This window comes from Bordetella sp. BOR01 (assembly GCF_019218885.1).
Classification (GTDB): Bacteria; Pseudomonadota; Gammaproteobacteria; order Burkholderiales; family Burkholderiaceae_B; genus Bordetella_A.
The window spans coordinates 790,396-805,830 of the sequence record NZ_JAHUWT010000002.1 but is presented as its reverse complement, the minus strand read 5'-3'; the positions used below and the strand labels follow the sequence as shown (position 1 = coordinate 805,830).

15 protein-coding genes and 2 riboswitches are annotated in these 15,435 nt (G+C 66.1%); of the genes, 7 read left to right on the top strand and 8 right to left on the bottom strand.

Annotation, left to right across the window (positions count from 1 at the left end; genetic code table 11):
- Positions 1-31: 31 nt before the first annotated feature.
- The 3 genes from gcvP to gcvT form a co-directional block, all read right to left on the bottom strand.
- Positions 32-2,905 carry an aminomethyl-transferring glycine dehydrogenase gene (gcvP, locus tag KW845_RS11555; protein ID WP_218369358.1) on the bottom strand — a complete coding sequence of 958 codons (2,874 nt, stop codon included), beginning with the start codon at positions 2,903-2,905 and terminating at the stop codon, positions 32-34.
- A 64-nt stretch (positions 2,906-2,969) separates the two neighbouring features.
- Entirely contained in the window at positions 2,970-3,347 is a 378-nt protein-coding gene (gene gcvH / locus KW845_RS11550; RefSeq protein WP_218369357.1) for a glycine cleavage system protein GcvH, read from the bottom strand.
- A gap of 60 nt (positions 3,348-3,407) precedes the next feature.
- Positions 3,408-4,508, bottom strand: coding sequence for a glycine cleavage system aminomethyltransferase GcvT (gcvT, locus tag KW845_RS11545; RefSeq protein WP_218369356.1), 1,101 nt, complete (start codon positions 4,506-4,508; stop codon positions 3,408-3,410).
- 82 nt (positions 4,509-4,590) lie between these two features.
- Positions 4,591-4,708, bottom strand: a riboswitch (glycine riboswitch).
- Between the two features lie 37 nt (positions 4,709-4,745).
- Positions 4,746-4,844, bottom strand: a riboswitch (glycine riboswitch).
- A gap of 198 nt (positions 4,845-5,042) precedes the next feature.
- Here gcvT and KW845_RS11540 point away from each other — a divergent pair.
- Genes KW845_RS11540 through KW845_RS11510 form a run of 7 tightly spaced genes read left to right on the top strand, consistent with a single transcriptional unit; the run spans position 5,043 to position 10,993 of the window.
- A complete protein-coding gene (locus KW845_RS11540; protein WP_218369355.1) occupies positions 5,043-5,333 on the top strand; it encodes a 4Fe-4S dicluster domain-containing protein in 291 nt (96 codons plus the stop codon).
- Positions 5,330-5,632: a chaperone NapD gene (locus KW845_RS11535; protein WP_218369354.1), complete on the top strand. Its 303-nt coding sequence runs from the start codon at positions 5,330-5,332 to the stop codon at positions 5,630-5,632. The genes KW845_RS11540 and KW845_RS11535 overlap by 4 nt, the downstream gene beginning before the upstream one ends.
- Entirely contained in the window at positions 5,623-8,166 is a 2,544-nt protein-coding gene (gene napA, locus KW845_RS11530) for a nitrate reductase catalytic subunit NapA (RefSeq protein WP_218369353.1), read from the top strand. The genes KW845_RS11535 and napA overlap by 10 nt, the downstream gene beginning before the upstream one ends.
- 35 nt (positions 8,167-8,201) lie before the next feature.
- Entirely contained in the window at positions 8,202-8,981 is a 780-nt protein-coding gene (gene napG / locus KW845_RS11525) for a ferredoxin-type protein NapG (RefSeq protein WP_218369352.1), read from the top strand.
- Positions 8,978-9,910 (top strand): quinol dehydrogenase ferredoxin subunit NapH, encoded by a 933-nt coding sequence (napH, locus tag KW845_RS11520; protein WP_218369351.1) that lies wholly within the window; start codon positions 8,978-8,980, stop codon positions 9,908-9,910. Before napG ends, napH begins: the two co-directional genes overlap by 4 nt.
- Complete coding sequence (locus KW845_RS11515) at positions 9,907-10,362, top strand: nitrate reductase cytochrome c-type subunit (protein ID WP_218369350.1); 456 nt, start codon at positions 9,907-9,909, stop codon at positions 10,360-10,362. Before napH ends, KW845_RS11515 begins: the two co-directional genes overlap by 4 nt.
- A 13-nt stretch (positions 10,363-10,375) precedes the next feature.
- Complete coding sequence (locus KW845_RS11510) at positions 10,376-10,993, top strand: NapC/NirT family cytochrome c (RefSeq protein WP_218369349.1); 618 nt, start codon at positions 10,376-10,378, stop codon at positions 10,991-10,993.
- Positions 10,994-11,009: 16 nt separating this feature from the next.
- Here the strand turns inward: KW845_RS11510 and KW845_RS11505 are convergent, their stop codons facing one another.
- The 5 genes from KW845_RS11505 to KW845_RS11485 form a co-directional block, all read right to left on the bottom strand.
- On the bottom strand, positions 11,010-11,903 hold the full coding sequence (locus KW845_RS11505) for a ZIP family metal transporter (RefSeq protein ID WP_218369348.1): 894 nt from the start codon (positions 11,901-11,903) through the stop codon (positions 11,010-11,012).
- 20 nt (positions 11,904-11,923) lie between these two features.
- On the bottom strand, positions 11,924-12,538 hold the full coding sequence (locus KW845_RS11500; RefSeq protein WP_218369347.1) for a superoxide dismutase: 615 nt from the start codon (positions 12,536-12,538) through the stop codon (positions 11,924-11,926).
- Between the two features lie 63 nt (positions 12,539-12,601).
- Entirely contained in the window at positions 12,602-13,081 is a 480-nt protein-coding gene (locus tag KW845_RS11495) for a hypothetical protein (protein ID WP_218369346.1), read from the bottom strand.
- A gap of 133 nt (positions 13,082-13,214) precedes the next feature.
- Positions 13,215-14,432, bottom strand: a complete 1,218-nt coding sequence (locus tag KW845_RS11490) for an NAD(P)/FAD-dependent oxidoreductase (protein WP_218369345.1) — start codon at positions 14,430-14,432, stop codon at positions 13,215-13,217.
- A 162-nt stretch (positions 14,433-14,594) separates the two neighbouring features.
- On the bottom strand, positions 14,595-15,410 hold the full coding sequence (locus tag KW845_RS11485; RefSeq protein WP_218369344.1) for an enoyl-CoA hydratase/isomerase family protein: 816 nt from the start codon (positions 15,408-15,410) through the stop codon (positions 14,595-14,597).
- Between the last annotated feature and the right edge of the window lie 25 nt (positions 15,411-15,435).

Here is a 15,435-nt window from a genome sequence, read left to right as displayed (position 1 = left end):
GCACGGCGGATGCCGCATCCGCGCCATGCGTTCAGGCGTAGGCCTCGACCGGCAGGCAGGCGCAAACCAGGTTGCGATCGCCGTAAGCGTTGTCGACCCGCGCCACCGGCGGCCAGTACTTGGCTTCGCGCAACGAGGCCACCGGATACGCGGCCTGCTGGCGCGGATAATCATGCAGCCAGTCTTCGGCCAGCAGCATCTGCGCAGTGTGGGGCGCGTTTTTCAGTACGTTGTCGTCACGGTCGCGTTCGCCGCGTTCGATCTGCGCGATCTCTTCGCGAATGGCGATCATGGCATCCACGAAACGGTCCAGTTCGGCCAGGCCTTCGGATTCGGTGGGCTCGACCATCAGCGTGCCGGCTACGGGAAAGCTCATGGTGGGGGCATGAAACCCGTAGTCCATCAGCCGCTTGGCGATGTCTTCCGCGCTGATTCCACTGCTGTCTTTCAGCGGACGCACGTCCAGGATGCACTCGTGCGCAACGCGGCCATTGCGACCGGCATACAGTACCGGGTAATGGTCGCGCAGGCGCGCGGCAACGTAGTTGGCATTCAAGATGGCCACTTCAGTGGCGCGGCGCAGGCCATCGGCCCCCATCAAGGCGATGTATGCATAAGAAATAGGCAAGATTCCGGCCGAACCGAACGGCGCGGCCGAGACCGGCCCCACTCCGGCCTCCAGGCTCGGCTTGCCCTGCGCATTGAGCACGGCCGGCAGGTACGGCGCCAGGTGCGAGCGCACCGCCACAGGCCCCACGCCCGGGCCGCCGCCGCCATGCGGAATGCAGAACGTCTTGTGCAGGTTCAGGTGCGACACATCGGACCCGAACTGCCCGGGCCGGGCCACCCCCACCATGGCGTTCATGTTGGCGCCATCCAGGTACACCTGCCCGCCCGCCTGGTGCACCAGGTCGCAGATCTGGGTGATGGCTTCCTCGAACACGCCGTGAGTGGACGGATAGGTGATCATCAATGCGGCCAACTGGTCGCCCACCTGGTCCAGCTTGGCACGCAGGTCGGCGAGGTCGACGTTGCCGTTGGCATCGGAAGCCACCACGACCACGTCCATGCCGGCCAGTTGCGCCGAGGCCGGGTTGGTGCCATGCGCCGAGGCCGGAATCAGGCAGACATTGCGCTGCGCCTGGCCGTTGGCACGGTGATAGCCACGAATGGCCAACAGGCCGGCGTATTCGCCCTGCGCGCCGGAATTGGGCTGCAGGCTGATGTCGTCATAGCCGGTGATTTCGCACAGGGCGGATGACAGGCGCTGGATCAGCTCGCGGTAGCCGGCGGTTTGGTCGGCCGGCGCATAAGGATGAATGAGCGCAAACTCGGGCCAGGTGATGGGGATCATCTCGGCCGTGGCGTTCAGCTTCATGGTGCACGAACCCAGCGGGATCATGCTGCGGTCCAGCGCCAGGTCTTTGTCGGACAGCTTGCGCAGGTAGCGCAGCATGTCGGTTTCGGACTGTACGCTCGAGAACACCGGGTGCGCCAGGATGGCGCCCTGGCGCCGCAGCGCCGCGGGAATGCCGCCGGAGGTCGCCGCGTCTTGCGCATCGATGTCCAGCGCCACGTCATCTTTCTGCAAGCCGGCTGCAAATACATTGACCAGGGCCTGTAGATCGGCCGGCGTCACGGTTTCATCCAGCGATACCGCCAGGCGCGCACCATCGACGCGGCGCAGGTTGATGCGCTCGCAATCGGCGGCCACCGCGATGGCGGGGGTAGCCACGCCGGTTTCCAGCAACAGCGTATCGAAGAAGGTGTCGTTGACCACCTTGATGCCCAACTGGCCCAGGGCGCTGCGCAAGATCGCCGTATAGCGCTGCACGCGCGTGGCGATGCGGCGGATGCCTTCGGGGCCATGCCACACGGCATACAGCCCCGCCATCACGGCCAGCAGCACTTGGGCGGTACAGATGTTCGACGTGGCCTTCTCGCGGCGGATGTGCTGTTCGCGCGTCTGCAAGGCCAAGCGCAGCGCCGGATTGCCTTGCGCGTCTTTCGACACACCCACCAGGCGGCCCGGCATGTTGCGCTTGTAGGCGTCCTTGCAGGCCATGAAGCCGGCATGCGGGCCGCCGAAACCGAACGGCACGCCAAAACGCTGCGACGACCCGACGGCGATGTCGGCGCCCCACTCGCCCGGCGGCACCAGCACTGCCAAGGCCAGCAAGTCGGTGGCGCAGGCCACCACCGCGCCCTGCGCATGCGCGGCCTCGGCCAGCGCGCGGTAGTCGGCCACGGCGCCCAGGCTGTGCGGATACTGCAGCAGCACGCCGAAGCAATCGGGCAGGCCCTGGGCCTCATCGCCCAGCACGATCTCGATATCCAGGCCTTCGGCGCGCGTACGCACCACTTCGATGGTTTGCGGATGGCAATGCGCCGACACGAAGAACGCCCGGCTGGCCGACTTCGAGCCGCGTCGCGCCAGCGTCATGGCCTCGGCCGCGGCAGTGCCTTCGTCCAGCAGCGAAGCGTTGGAGATGTCCAGCCCGGTCAGGTCGGCCACCATGGTCTGGTAATTCAGCAGCGCCTCGAGGCGCCCCTGCGAGATCTCGGGCTGGTACGGCGTGTAGGCGGTGTACCAGGCAGGATTCTCGAGCACGTTGCGCAACACCACGTTGGGTGTATGCGTGCCGTAGTACCCCTGGCCGATGTAGTTGCGGTAGACGCGGTTGCGCCCGGCGACGGCCTTCAGGTCGGCCAGCACATCGGGTTCGCTGCGCGAGGCGGGCAGCGCCAGGGGGGCCTGGCTGCGGATCACGGGCGGCACGACTTCGTGCAACAAGGCATCCAGGCTGCCGCAGCCAATGGCCGCAAGCATTTTTTCCTGGTCGGCCGGGGTGGGGCCGATATGACGGGGGATGAAATCGGTATGGGTGTCTAGGGCGCGCGACATGAGGTATCTCGGGTGCGGGGAAATAGCCGCGCGGGCATGGCCTGCCCGCGCGGCATCGGCCAGGTCAGCCGTTGGCGATGGCTTCGTAGCCAGCAGCGTCCAGCAGCTTTTCGACGTCGGCCGCGTTGTCCGGCTTGATCTTGAAGATCCAGGCCGTGAAAGCCGATTCGTTGATCAGGTTGGGCGTGCTTTCAAGCTCTTCATTGAAGGCGACGATCTCGCCCGACACGGGCGCATAGATGTCGGAAGCGGCCTTGACCGATTCGACCACGCCAGCGGTGGTGCCGGCCTTGAGCTTGGCGCCGACGTTGACGTCGCCGACGAAGACGAGATCGCCCAGTTGTTCCTGGGCGTTATCGGTGATGCCGACGACGAACACGTCGCCCTCGGCTTTGACCCATTCATGGGACTCGGTGTACTTGCGGTCGGTGGGCAGGCTCATGGAAGCTCCTATGGATTTTGCGCGCATGCGCCGGCACCCCTGCCGGCGCATGCTGGCAGTTTACGAGTGTTCGACCGCCTTGCCATGGCGCACGAACGGCAATTTGCATACCAGGGCGGGCACCCGCTTGCCGCGGATGTCGACTTCGACCGTCTGGCCGGGCTCCACGCCCAGCGGCACCCGGGCGAAGGCCACCGACACGCCCAGCGTGGGCGACATCGTGCCGCTGGTGGTTTCTCCGTCGCCAAGGGGCGTGTGCACCGCCATGTGGGCACGCATCACGCCGCGTTCTTGCAGCTTCAGGCCGACGAAGGCGCACGGCGCGGCGAACTGTTCCAGCGCGTCGCGGCCCACGAAACGGCGGGCCGCGTCTTTCAGCGACACCGTCCAGGTCAGGCCGGCCTGGTTCGGATGGGTGAGCTCATCCATGTCCTGGCCGTACAGGTTCATGCCGGCCTCGAGGCGCAGGGTGTCGCGCGCGCCCAGTCCGCAGGGGCGTACGCCCTGCGCGGCCATGTCATTCCACAGGGCCACGACCTGGTCGGCCGGCAGGACGATCTCGAAGCCGTCTTCGCCCGTGTAACCGGTGCGCGCCACCAGCGTGTCATCGGCCACCTGGGCCGCCACGAACGGCGTCAGCGGCTCGGTGGCGGCTTGCCAGGCGGGCCGGGCGGCCCACACCTTGGCACGGGCATTGGGCCCCTGCACGGCCACCATGGCCAGGTCGCGGCGCGGCGCGATGACCACGTCGAACCGGCCGGCGCCCGCCACGCGCCGCATCCAGGCGATGTCTTTGTCGGCCGTGCCGGCGTTGACGACCACGCGCCACTGGTCGGCGGCGAAGTAGTAGACGATCAGGTCATCGATGATCCCGCCCTGGGGATTGAGCATGCACGTGTACAGGGCCTTGCCGGGCACGGTCAGCCTGGCCACGTCATTGGCCACCAGGCGTTGCAGGAAGGCGATGGCGTCCGGGCCCTGGACATCGGCATTGAGCATGTGCGATACGTCGAACATGCCGGCATCGCGGCGCACCGCATGGTGCTCTTCCAATTGCGAACCGTAGGCCAGCGGCATGTCCCAGCCGCCGAAATCGACCATGCGGGCACCGGCCGCGACATGGGTTTCGGCCAACGGAGTGCGTTTTAGGAGGGCGGACATGGACAGGCTCCGGTGCGGCGGCATCGCCAGGGTTACGGAATATGCCGGCCTGGAAGCGGAAAGCGCCAGAACCGGCTGGATTTTCCGCCCCTCTGTCCTTTTGCCTGAGAGTTGCCCCGCAAGAGCGCGGGTTTGCACCTTCGGCGCCTGGGCTGCGCACGGCAATCGCCATGGCGCCAGGTCTCTCCAGAGTGCTGGTTCAGCCGTGCGCCCGGCGTAAAGCCAGGGCGGCAAGGCCGATGCACCGCGGTATGGGTTACCTGAGCGATTCCGGGCGAATTGCGCCTTCGGCGGCGACCCGGATAAGCCTGGGCCGCTCTCTCCCGCGACGTGCATGACAGCGGCGTGAAGCATACATCGAAAGCCCGCTCCGGCAAAGTTGGCGCTAACCCCAAGGTTGCCGCCAGCAGGAAGGGAACCCAAGCAATGTGGTTGACTCCTGTCAACCACCGCCCATGCCCGCTTGACGGCAGTCAAGCGTGATCCGTGCCCTCAATATCCATAATCCCTTACAGGTTTTACGGGATTTCAACCATGGGATTCACACGGCGCCAATTGCTGACCGGCCTGAAGGCGCATCCGCCCCGAGTCGGGCCGGATGCAGCCAACGACCTGCCATGGCGCGCCCAGGCCGGCACCGCCTGCCTGACGCACCGCGGCATCGAATGCCGCGTCTGCGGCGAAACATGCAGCACCCAGGCCATACACTTTCGCCCCCAGCCAGGGGGCCCCGCCCGGCCGCAGATCGATGCAGCGCGGTGCACCGGCTGCGGGCATTGCCTGCCGGCCTGTCCGGTGGCCGCCCTGGTCCCGGAGGCCGCATGAGAATCGTCAGCCTGGTCCTGCGCATCGCGCCGCCGCACCTGGATGTTGCCCGGCAAGCACTGGCCGATATCCCCGGGGTGCAAGTCCACGCCGCGGACGCGGCCACCGGCAAGCTGATCATCACGGTCGAAGACGGCCCGGATCACAGCACCGCCGATTCGATCCTGGCCGCACACAAGATTCCATACGTACTGTCGGCCACCCTGGCCTACGAATATGGCGAAGACGACGCGCCATCCGCCAACGAACCGTCATCCCCCCACCGACCCCCGGCACTGGGAGCCCCATCATGTCATTGAACCGACGCGAATTCATCAAGACCAACGCAGTGGCAGCCGCGGCCGCCACTGCCGGCATGGCCCTGCCGGCGGCAGCCCTGGCCCAGGCCGGCAGCCAGCCATTGCAGGTGCGCTGGGACAAGGCGCCATGCCGCTTCTGCGGTACCGGCTGTTCCGTGCTGGTAGGCGTGCAGAACGGGCGCGTGGTGGCCACCCAGGGCGATCCCGAAGCCCCCGTCAACCGCGGGCTGAACTGCATCAAGGGCTATTTCCTGTCCAAGATCATGTACGGCGCCGACCGCATGACCCAACCCATGCTGCGCAAGAAAAACGGCGCCTACGACAAGAACGGCGAGTTCACACCGGTCAGCTGGGATGAAGCCCTGGACACCATGGAACAGAAATGGAAGCAGGCGCTCGCCACTGGCGGGCCCGACGCCATTGCCATGTTCGGGTCGGGCCAATGGACCATATGGGAAGGCTACGCGGCCGCCAAGCTGTACAAGGCGGGTTTCCGCAGCAACAACCTGGACCCCAACGCGCGCCACTGCATGGCCAGCGCCGTGGTGGGCTTCATGCGCACGTTCGGCATCGACGAGCCCATGGGCTGCTATGACGACATCGAGCACGCCGATGCCTTCGTGCTGTGGGGCTCGAACATGGCCGAGATGCACCCCATACTCTGGAGCCGCATCACCGACCGCCGCCTGACCCATCCCGGCAGCGAGGTGCATGTGCTGTCCACGTTCGAGCACCGCAGCTTCGAACTGGCCGACAACGGCATGATCTTCGAGCCGCAAACCGACCTGGCCATCCTGAACTACCTGTGCAACTACCTGATCCAGAACGGCAGGGTCAACCAGGAATTCATCGAGCAGCACGTCAATTTCAAGACCGGCGCCACCAACATCGGCTATGGCCTGCGGCCCAATGACCCGCGTGAGCAAAGCGCCACCGCCAACGGCTATCCCGGTGCCGACGGCACCCCCAAGGGCGACCCGGGCGCATCCACGCCCAGCACTTTCGAGGAATTCGCCCAGTTCGTCTCGACCTACACGCTGGAATACACCGCCAAGCTGTCGCGCGTGCCCGCCGAGAAACTGCAGCGCATGGCCGAACTGTATGCCGACCCCGACAAGAAAATCGTCTCGTTCTGGACCATGGGGTTCAACCAGCACACGCGGGGCACATGGGTCAACAACATGATCTACAACGTGCACCTGCTGACCGGCAAGATCTCGCAGCCCGGTTGCGGCCCGTTCTCGCTGACCGGCCAGCCCTCGGCCTGCGGCACCGCGCGCGAAGTCGGCACCTTCGCCCACCGCCTGCCGGCCGACATGGTGGTTGGCAACCCCGCGCATCGCAAGCTGGCCGAACAGCTCTGGCAATTGCCCGACGGCACCATCCCGTCCAAGGTCGGCCTGCACGCCGTGGCGCAGAGCCGCGCGCTGAAAGACGGCAAGCTCAAGTGCTACTGGACGTCCACCACCAACAACATGCAGGCCGGACCGAACATCAACGATGAGATCTATCCCGGCTGGCGCAATCCGGAAGCCTTCGTGGTGGTGTCCGACCCCTATCCCACGGTGTCGGCGCTGTCGGCCGACCTGATCCTGCCCACCGCCATGTGGGTCGAAAAGGAAGGCGCCTACGGCAATGCCGAACGCCGCACCCAGTTCTGGCGCCAACAGGTCAAGGCGCCGGGCGAATCGCGCTCCGACCTGTGGCAATACATGGAATTTTCCAGGCGCTTCAAGGTGGAAGAAGTGTGGCCGGCCGAGCTGCTGGACAAGAAACCCGAATACCGCGGCAAGACGCTCTACGACGTGCTGTACGCCAACGGCGCGGTCAACCGCTACCCGCTGGCGGATGTTCCCGCGGTCAGCCAGCATGCCTTCGACGGCTACATGAACGACGAGTCGCAGCACTTCGGCTTCTATGTGCAGAAGGGGTTATTCGAAGAATATGCACAGTTCGGCCGTGGCCATGCCCACGACCTGGCTGACTTCGACCTGTACCACCGCGCACGCGGCCTGCGCTGGCCGGTGGTCGACGGCAAGGAGACCCTGTGGCGCTTCCGCGAAGGCTACGACCCCTACGTCAAGCAAGGCGAAGGCATCCGCTTCTACGGCAACAAGGACGGACGCGCCAACATCTTCGCCCTGCCCTACCAGCCGCCGGCCGAGGTACCCGACCAGGACTACAACCTGTGGATGTGCACGGGCCGCGTACTCGAACACTGGCATACCGGCTCGATGACGCGCCGCGTGCCCGAGCTGCACCGCGCCGTGCCGGAAGCCGTATTGTTCATGCACCCCGACGACGCCCAGGAACGCGGACTGCAGCGCGGCATGCAATGCAAGATCGTCTCGCGCCGCGGCGAAGTGCTTGCCAGCGTCGAGACGCGAGGACGCAACAAACCGCCCCGGGGGCTGGTGTACATGCCGTTCTTCGATGAAGGGCGGTTGATCAACAAGCTGATCCTGGATGCGACCTGCCCGCTGTCGAAGGAAACCGACTTCAAGAAGTGCGCGGTCAAGGTGCTGAAGGCCTGAAGCCACGTCGTCTTATTGCGCAGCGTACCTACACCATGACCGACCCCGCCACCGTCAACCCGTCCGGCCGCCGCCAGTTCCTGCAGCAGTCGGCGGCCGCCATCGGCGGCACCTGCGCCGTGGTGCTGGGCCTGGGCTTGTATGCGCGGCAGGCCGGTTCGCTGCCGGCCACTGCGCTGCGTCCGCCGGGCGCGCTGCCGGAAGCCGATTTCCTGGCGGCATGCGTGCGCTGCGGGTTGTGCGTGCGCGCCTGTCCCTACGACACCCTGAAACTGGCCACGCTGGGCCGGCCCGTTCCGTCGGGCACGCCGTATTTCGATGCACGCAGCGTGCCCTGCGAAATGTGCGAAGACATCCCCTGCGTCCCGGCTTGCCCTACCGGCGCCCTGGATCACGGCCTGACCCGCATCGAAGACGCGCGCATGGGCCTGGCCGTCCTCATCGACCAGGAAACCTGCCTGAACTTCCAGGGCCTGCGTTGCGATGTGTGTTACCGCGTATGCCCGCTGATCGACCAGGCCATCACCCTGGAACGGCAGCACAACCCGCGCTCGGACCGCCACGCCATGTTGCTGCCCACCGTGCATTCCGATCACTGCACCGGCTGCGGCAAGTGCGAACAAAGCTGCGTGCTGCCGGGTGCCGCCGCCATCAAGGTATTGCCGCACGCCCTGGCGCAGGGCTCGACTGCCGGCCATTACCGCAAGGGCTGGGAAGAGGCCGAAAAAGCCGGTGGTTCGATAATCGGCGAGCAGATCCGCCTGCCCGTGCGCGGCCTGGACGATGTGCCGCCCCCCGCTGCAGGCCGTCCATGAATACCCCCGCCACCAAGCCCAAGCGGCCGAATGTCGCGGGCCGCAATCCCACCGCCGCCGCCATCGCCGGCAAGGGTTGGCTGCGCGCCCACCGATGGCTGCTGCTGCGCCGCGCGGTACAGATCGGCCTGCTGGTGCTGTTCCTGGTGGGACCTGCCAGCCTGTGGCTGCTGCAGCAAGGCGTCATGCACCAGGCCTGGTGGCCGGTAACAGGCAATCTGTCATCCAGCCTGACGCTGGACTGGCTGCCCCTGACCGACCCTTACCAATTGCTGCAAAGCCTGGCAGCCGGGCATGTTCCCCTGCGCACGGGCGTGCTGGGCGCCGCCATCGTGCTGGGGTTCTACCTGCTGTTCGGCGGCCGCCTGTACTGCTCGTGGGTATGCCCCATGAACCCCGTCACCGACGCTGCCGCCTGGCTGCGCCGCAAGCTGAAGATCCGCCCGGCCGGGCGCACGCCGCCCAAGGCGCTGCGCCTGTGGCTGCTGGCCGGCACGCTGGCCGCATCCGCCGCCACCGGCACGATCGCCTGGGAATGGGTCAACCCCGTAACCATGCTGCACCGCGCACTGGTGTTCGGCTTCGGCGCCGTCTGGGCGCTGGTGCTGGGCGTGTTCTTGTACGACCTGCTGGTGGCGCCCCGCGGCTGGTGCGGCCACGTCTGCCCGGTGGGCGCGTTCTATGGGCTGCTGGGCAAGGCCGCGCTGCTGCGAGTGAACGCCGCCGGGCGCGACGCCTGTGACGATTGCATGGATTGCTACAGCGTCTGCCCCGAACCCCAGGTCCTGCGCCCCGCGCTCAAGGCGGCAGGCCAAAGCCATCCCGTCATCCTCGACGCCGACTGCACCACGTGCGGCCGCTGCGTCGATGTATGCCCCCAACAGGTATTCCGAATGAGCCACCGATTCCGCCACAGGAGTAAATCATGAAACGCGCCTTGCAAAAGACCGCCCTAGGCCTGCTCGCGGGCCTGCTGATCGGCATCCCGCCGGTCATGGCCAACGACCCCACCACGGTCAAGAGCCTGCGCCAGAACTCGGTGAGCAGCGTCGAACAGGAAACCACCCACTATCGCCAGGAGATCGACGTAGGCGCCACGCTGCCCCGCGACTTCGTGCAACAGCCGCCGCTGGTGCCGCATGCCAGCAGCAACTACCAGGTGACCATGAAGTTCAACAAATGCCTGGACTGCCATTCGTGGGGCAGGGCCCAGGCCACCAATTCCCCCAAGATATCCGTTACCCATTTTCGCGACGCACAGGGCCGCGAGCTGTCTTCCGTAAGCCCGGGGCGCTACTTCTGCATGCAGTGCCATGTCACCCAAAGCGATGCCAAGCCGCTGGTCGAGAATACCTTCCAGCGCGTGCCCGGCCTGAACTGAGCGAGCGTGCAGCATGAACCCGATCAAGTGGATTAGCACCCTGTCGCGACGAGCCTGGGCCCTGGTATTCAGCGGGCTGGGCGTGTCCTTCGTACTGGGCATCCTGTTCTGGGGCGGTTTCAATACCGTCATGGAATGGACCAACACCGAAGCCTTCTGCATTTCGTGCCACGAAATGAACCAGAACGTCTACCAGGAATACCGCAGCACCGTGCACTATTCCAACCGTACCGGAGTGCGGGCGGTGTGTTCCGACTGCCACGTGCCCAAGGAATGGGGGCCCAAAATGATGCGCAAGCTGTATGCGTCGAACGAGCTGCTGCATCATTTCCTGGGCACCATCGACACTCCCCAGAAGTTCGAAGCCAAGCGCGCGCAGTTGGCCCAGAACGAATGGCGTCGCATGAAGGCCAACAATTCAAAAGAATGCCGCAACTGCCACGACTACAGCTACTTCGACTACACCGGCCAAAGCCCGCGTTCGGCGCGCATGCACCAGCAAGGGCTGCAACAAGACGAAACCTGCATCGATTGCCACAAGGGTATCGCCCATAGCCTGCCGGCCATCGAGCAGTCGGTCGGACAGGCCAAGTCGCACGCCGTTCCCGCGCAGGTGCTGCACCCAAACTAGGCAAGCGGTGCCGCGGCTATGCCAGCGCGGTATCCAGCAGCATCATCAGCACGAAACCGATCATCAACCCGCAAGTGGCATATACCTCGTGCCCCTTGCGGTGCGATTCGGGAATGATTTCATGGCTGATCACGAACAGCATGGCGCCCGCGGCGAAGCCCAGGCCCCAGGGCAGCAAGGCGGCCGACCAGCCCACCACCACGGCGCCCAGCACCGCGCCCACCGGTTCGACCAGCCCGGACAGCATGCCCAGGGCCACGGAAAAACTACGGCTGTATCCGGCCGCCAACAGCGCCAGCGATACCACCAGGCCCTCGGGCACGTCCTGGATGGCAATGCCCGTGGCCAACGCACTGCCTTGCACGGGGTCGTTGCCCACATAGCCCACGCCAATGGCCAGGCCTTCCGGCAGGTTATGCAGCGCGATGGCGAACACGAACAACCAGGTGCGGCGCAGCCGGTGGACTTCGATGCCCTCTTTGCCCTTGATGAAATGCTCGTGCGGCAACAGGCGGTCCATCAGCAACAGCACTGCCGCGCCCAGCAACACCGCCGCGCCCACGATCAGGCCAGCGCCCCAGGGCCCATGGCCCAGCCCTCCGGCAGCCACGATGCCCGGCGCCACCAGCGAGAATGCGCACGCCGCCAGCATGACGCCGGCGCCAAAGCCGAACATGGTGTCCTGGACTTTCTCGGGCAGAGTCTGCGAGAACATCACCGGCACGGTGCCCAGGGCCGTCGCCCCGGCGGCCAGCAGCCCGCCAGCCAGCGCATCGGCCACATGCGGCGCGCGCGGCACCAGATAGGCCCACAAGGAGTGCGCCCCCAGGCAGGCCACCAATACGGTCAGCGTCCAGACGCTGATGCTGGTGGCCTGTGGGCGAACACGGTGGCGGCTGAAGGTATTCATCCTGGGCCTGTCAACAGGGCTCAGGCCGCGGCGGCCTCATGGCGACGCGCCACTTCGGCCCAGTCGATCACGTTGAAGAACGCGCCGATATATTCCGGCCGACGGTTCTGGTACTTCAAATAATACGCGTGTTCCCACACGTCCAGCCCCAGCACGGGCGTGTTGCCCTGCATCAGCGGACTATCCTGGTTGGCGGTGCTTTCGACGGCCAGTTTGCCCTGCGGGGTGACGCTCAGCCAGGCCCAGCCACTACCGAAGCGCGTCAACGCTGCCTTGGTGAAGGCATCGCGAAATGCCTCGATGCCACCCAGTTCGGCATCGATGGCGGCCGCAAGGCGCCCTTGGGGCTGGCCGCCGCCCTTGGGCGACATGACGGTCCAGAACAGGCTGTGGTTGGCGTGGCCGCCGCCATTGTTGCGCACCGGCCCGCGCACCGATTCCGGCAAAGTGTCGATGCGCGCCACCAGCTCTTCGACAGGCTGGTCGGACGACAGGCCGGCGCCGTCCAGGGCGGCGTTCAGATTGTTGATGTAGGTCTGGTGGTGCTTGGTGTAGTGGATTTCCATGGTCTGCGCATCGATGTGGGGCTCGAGCGCATCGTAGGCATAGGGCAGATCGGGCAAGGTATAGGGCATGCAAATCTCCTGTTCGGACTCCCGCGGGAGCAATTCAAGGTATCGGTACGACCCGCCAGGGGTTCAGTGCCGGGATTCGGCGTCATCGGTCCAGGGCAGTTCGGCGGCGCGCCGGGCGCGATCGTGGCCGGGATACCGCCGCAGGAACTGCATCAACTCGACATAAGTCATGCGGCCGTGACGCCACGCCGCTGCGCGCCAGCTTGGATCCAGCGTGGTATCGGCGGCCATTTCATGCAGCAACTCGTGTGCCCGGCAAACGTGCGCGCCGGCCACGTCGGCGCGCTCGGCGCGCTGGTGCAATTCGGCCAGATTGTGGTGCGACACCACCAGCGCGGCGACCGCCGTATCGGCATCGGCGGCGCGGCCCGGCAAGGCGTCGGCCAGGCTCAAGGCCGCGCGATACTGCGTCAGGGCGGCCGCGGCATCACCGCGCGCCAGCGCACGATTGCCGCGCAGCGTCACCCGCTGCCACGCATCCAGGCAAGGTTCGGTAGCGGCAGGCGGCACGGCGGCGGCGGACCTGAGCTGGATCTGGACCATCGCGGCTCTCCCATAGGAAAAACGTTGGACAAAAACAAAAGATAATTCAAATGATAGTCATTTCTATTTAATATCACAACCGGACGGGGCCCGTGCCCGTATCGCCAACTCGCCGAGTGCCCCGCTTGTTTTTCTACAGTGCGCGGCCGCAGGCCATGCCCGAGGCCCAGGCCCACTGGAAGTTGTAGCCGCCCAGCCAACCGGTGACGTCGACCGCTTCGCCGATGAAGTAGAGCCCCGGCACCGTGCGGGCCTGCATGGATTTCTGGTCCAGGCCCCGCGTATCCACGCCGCCGCGCATGACTTCGGCCTTCTTGTAGCCTGCCGTGCCGCTGGGCACCAGCCGCCATTCATGGATGCCCTGCCCCAGTACGCGCAAGGTCTTGTCCGGCGCATCCGCCATGCGCAGCGCGGGCAAGCCGGCTTGCCCGCCGTGCTCAGCCGCCTGCAGCCACTGGTCGGCCAGCCGGCGGGGCCAAAGCCCGCCCAGCACGGTATGCAGCTGCTGGCGGTTGCCCGGCTTGGCGGCGATCAGTTCGCCGGCCAGGTCGCGGCCGGCGGCCAGGTCGATCACGATCGGTTCGCCGGGCTGCCAATAGCTGGAAATCTGCAAGATCGCCGGACCGGACAGGCCGCGATGCGTAAACAGCAGGTCTTCCAGGAATTCGCCGCGGGCACGGCCAGCGCCAGTACTGGTACTGAGCGCAACTTCCAGGGCCACGCCCGACAGCACCGCAAATGGCCGCCATTGCACGGGGTCGAAAGTCAGCGGCACCAGGGCTGGCCGAGGCTCGATGACTTTCAGGCCGAATTGGCGCGCCAGCTTCAGGCCGAAATCGGTAGCGCCCATTTGGGGAATGGCCATGCCGCCAGTGGCCACGACCAGCTTGGCGGCGCGTAGTTCGCCCTGGCTGGTGCGCAGCACATAGCCCATGGCGTCGCGACCCACCTCGGCCACCCGGCATGGCATGCGCCACTGCACCTTGCCCGCGTCGCACTCGGCGCGCAGCATCTGGATGATGGACTCGCTGCTGTCATCACAGAACAATTGCCCGCGGTGCTTTTCATGCCAGGCAATGCGGTGGCTGCGCACCAGGGCCAGGAAATCTTGCGGCGTGTAGCCGGCCAGCGCCGAACGGCAGAAATGCGGGTTGTCGGACAGGAAATTGGCCGGCCCCGTTCCCACGTTGGTGAAGTTGCAGCGCCCGCCCCCCGATATGCGGATTTTCTCGGCCAGGCGTTCGGCATGGTCGACCAGCACCACCCGCAGGCCACGCTGGCCGGCCACCGCGGCGCACATCATGCCGGCCGCGCCGGCGCCGATGACGGCTACGTCGTAGGGCGCGGTCATGGCGTGGATGGACCGGACCGCACGCTTGCTGCGGCAAGTAGGGCAGCCTGGACAGGGGCCAGGCTGGAGCAGGGGCAGGACAAGGACAAAGGCATAACCCGCTATTTGACCAGATCGCCGCCCGGCAGGGGCAGCAGCGGCAAGGCGCGGAGCCGGGGCGGGCTATTCGGCTTCAGGTGCCGCCGGCCATTGATATAGCGGCGGATGCTTCTGCATGAACCGCGCCGCTGCTTCGCCATGGTAGGCGGTCGAGCGCGCGATGCCCTGCCCGGCGGCCTCCAGGTCCAGCATGGTGTTCAGGTCGCTGTTGAGCGATGCATTGAACAAGCGCTTGGTAAGGCTCAGGGCCGTCAGGGGAAGCTGGCTCATGCTGGCTGCCAGGGCCTGGGCCCGCTGGTGAACCTGCGATTCGGCATGGATCTCGAACACGATGCCCATCTTGCGGGCTTCTTCAGCGCCGAATTCCCGGGTCGAAAAGGCAAGCTCTTTGGCACGCTGCAGGCCGACAATGCGCGGCAAGGTGTAAAACACGCCGCAATCGGGCACCGCGCCCAGCCTCAGGAACGACAGGCAGAAGCGGGCCCGTGGCGAGGCCAGCAGCAGGTCGGCAGTCAGGGCCAGGCCCACGCCCGCGCCATAGGCCGGACCATCCACCACCGCGATGACCGGGCGATCCAGGTTGAGCAGGTCTGCGATGATGATCTGCAGATTCAGCATCCGGTCGCGCGCCCCGTCGGCGGCGGTGTCCGACATCATGGTGCTGATATCGCCGCCGGCGCAAAACGCACCGCCCGCGCCCTGGATGACCAATACCTTGATGCCGCGGTCGCGCCGGATGGCCGCCACGACCTCGCCCAGTTCTGCGCGCATCACTTGGTCCAGCGCATTGCGCTGCGCCGGCCGGTTCAGGGTCAGCGTGGCGACGTTGTCAGCCACCACGTACTGGATGGCCTGGTAAAGCTTGCTTGCTGCCTGCATGTTTTCTCCTTGCGTCGCGCAGGGC

What these genes read in the sequence shown, in the direction of transcription:
- gcvP (WP_218369358.1), bottom strand. Translation starts at nt 2,905, where the DNA reads ATGTCGCGCGCCCTAGACACCCATACCGATTTCATCCCCCGTCATATC.
- gcvH (WP_218369357.1), bottom strand. Translation starts at nt 3,347, where the DNA reads ATGAGCCTGCCCACCGACCGCAAGTACACCGAGTCCCATGAATGGGTC.
- gcvT (WP_218369356.1), bottom strand. Translation starts at nt 4,508, where the DNA reads ATGTCCGCCCTCCTAAAACGCACTCCGTTGGCCGAAACCCATGTCGCG.
- KW845_RS11540 (WP_218369355.1), top strand. Translation starts at nt 5,043, where the DNA reads ATGGGATTCACACGGCGCCAATTGCTGACCGGCCTGAAGGCGCATCCG.
- KW845_RS11535 (WP_218369354.1), top strand. Translation starts at nt 5,330, where the DNA reads ATGAGAATCGTCAGCCTGGTCCTGCGCATCGCGCCGCCGCACCTGGAT.
- napA (WP_218369353.1), top strand. Translation starts at nt 5,623, where the DNA reads ATGTCATTGAACCGACGCGAATTCATCAAGACCAACGCAGTGGCAGCC.
- napG (WP_218369352.1), top strand. Translation starts at nt 8,202, where the DNA reads ATGACCGACCCCGCCACCGTCAACCCGTCCGGCCGCCGCCAGTTCCTG.
- napH (WP_218369351.1), top strand. Translation starts at nt 8,978, where the DNA reads ATGAATACCCCCGCCACCAAGCCCAAGCGGCCGAATGTCGCGGGCCGC.
- KW845_RS11515 (WP_218369350.1), top strand. Translation starts at nt 9,907, where the DNA reads ATGAAACGCGCCTTGCAAAAGACCGCCCTAGGCCTGCTCGCGGGCCTG.
- KW845_RS11510 (WP_218369349.1), top strand. Translation starts at nt 10,376, where the DNA reads ATGAACCCGATCAAGTGGATTAGCACCCTGTCGCGACGAGCCTGGGCC.
- KW845_RS11505 (WP_218369348.1), bottom strand. Translation starts at nt 11,903, where the DNA reads ATGAATACCTTCAGCCGCCACCGTGTTCGCCCACAGGCCACCAGCATC.
- KW845_RS11500 (WP_218369347.1), bottom strand. Translation starts at nt 12,538, where the DNA reads ATGCCCTATACCTTGCCCGATCTGCCCTATGCCTACGATGCGCTCGAG.
- KW845_RS11495 (WP_218369346.1), bottom strand. Translation starts at nt 13,081, where the DNA reads ATGGTCCAGATCCAGCTCAGGTCCGCCGCCGCCGTGCCGCCTGCCGCT.
- KW845_RS11490 (WP_218369345.1), bottom strand. Translation starts at nt 14,432, where the DNA reads ATGACCGCGCCCTACGACGTAGCCGTCATCGGCGCCGGCGCGGCCGGC.
- KW845_RS11485 (WP_218369344.1), bottom strand. Translation starts at nt 15,410, where the DNA reads ATGCAGGCAGCAAGCAAGCTTTACCAGGCCATCCAGTACGTGGTGGCT.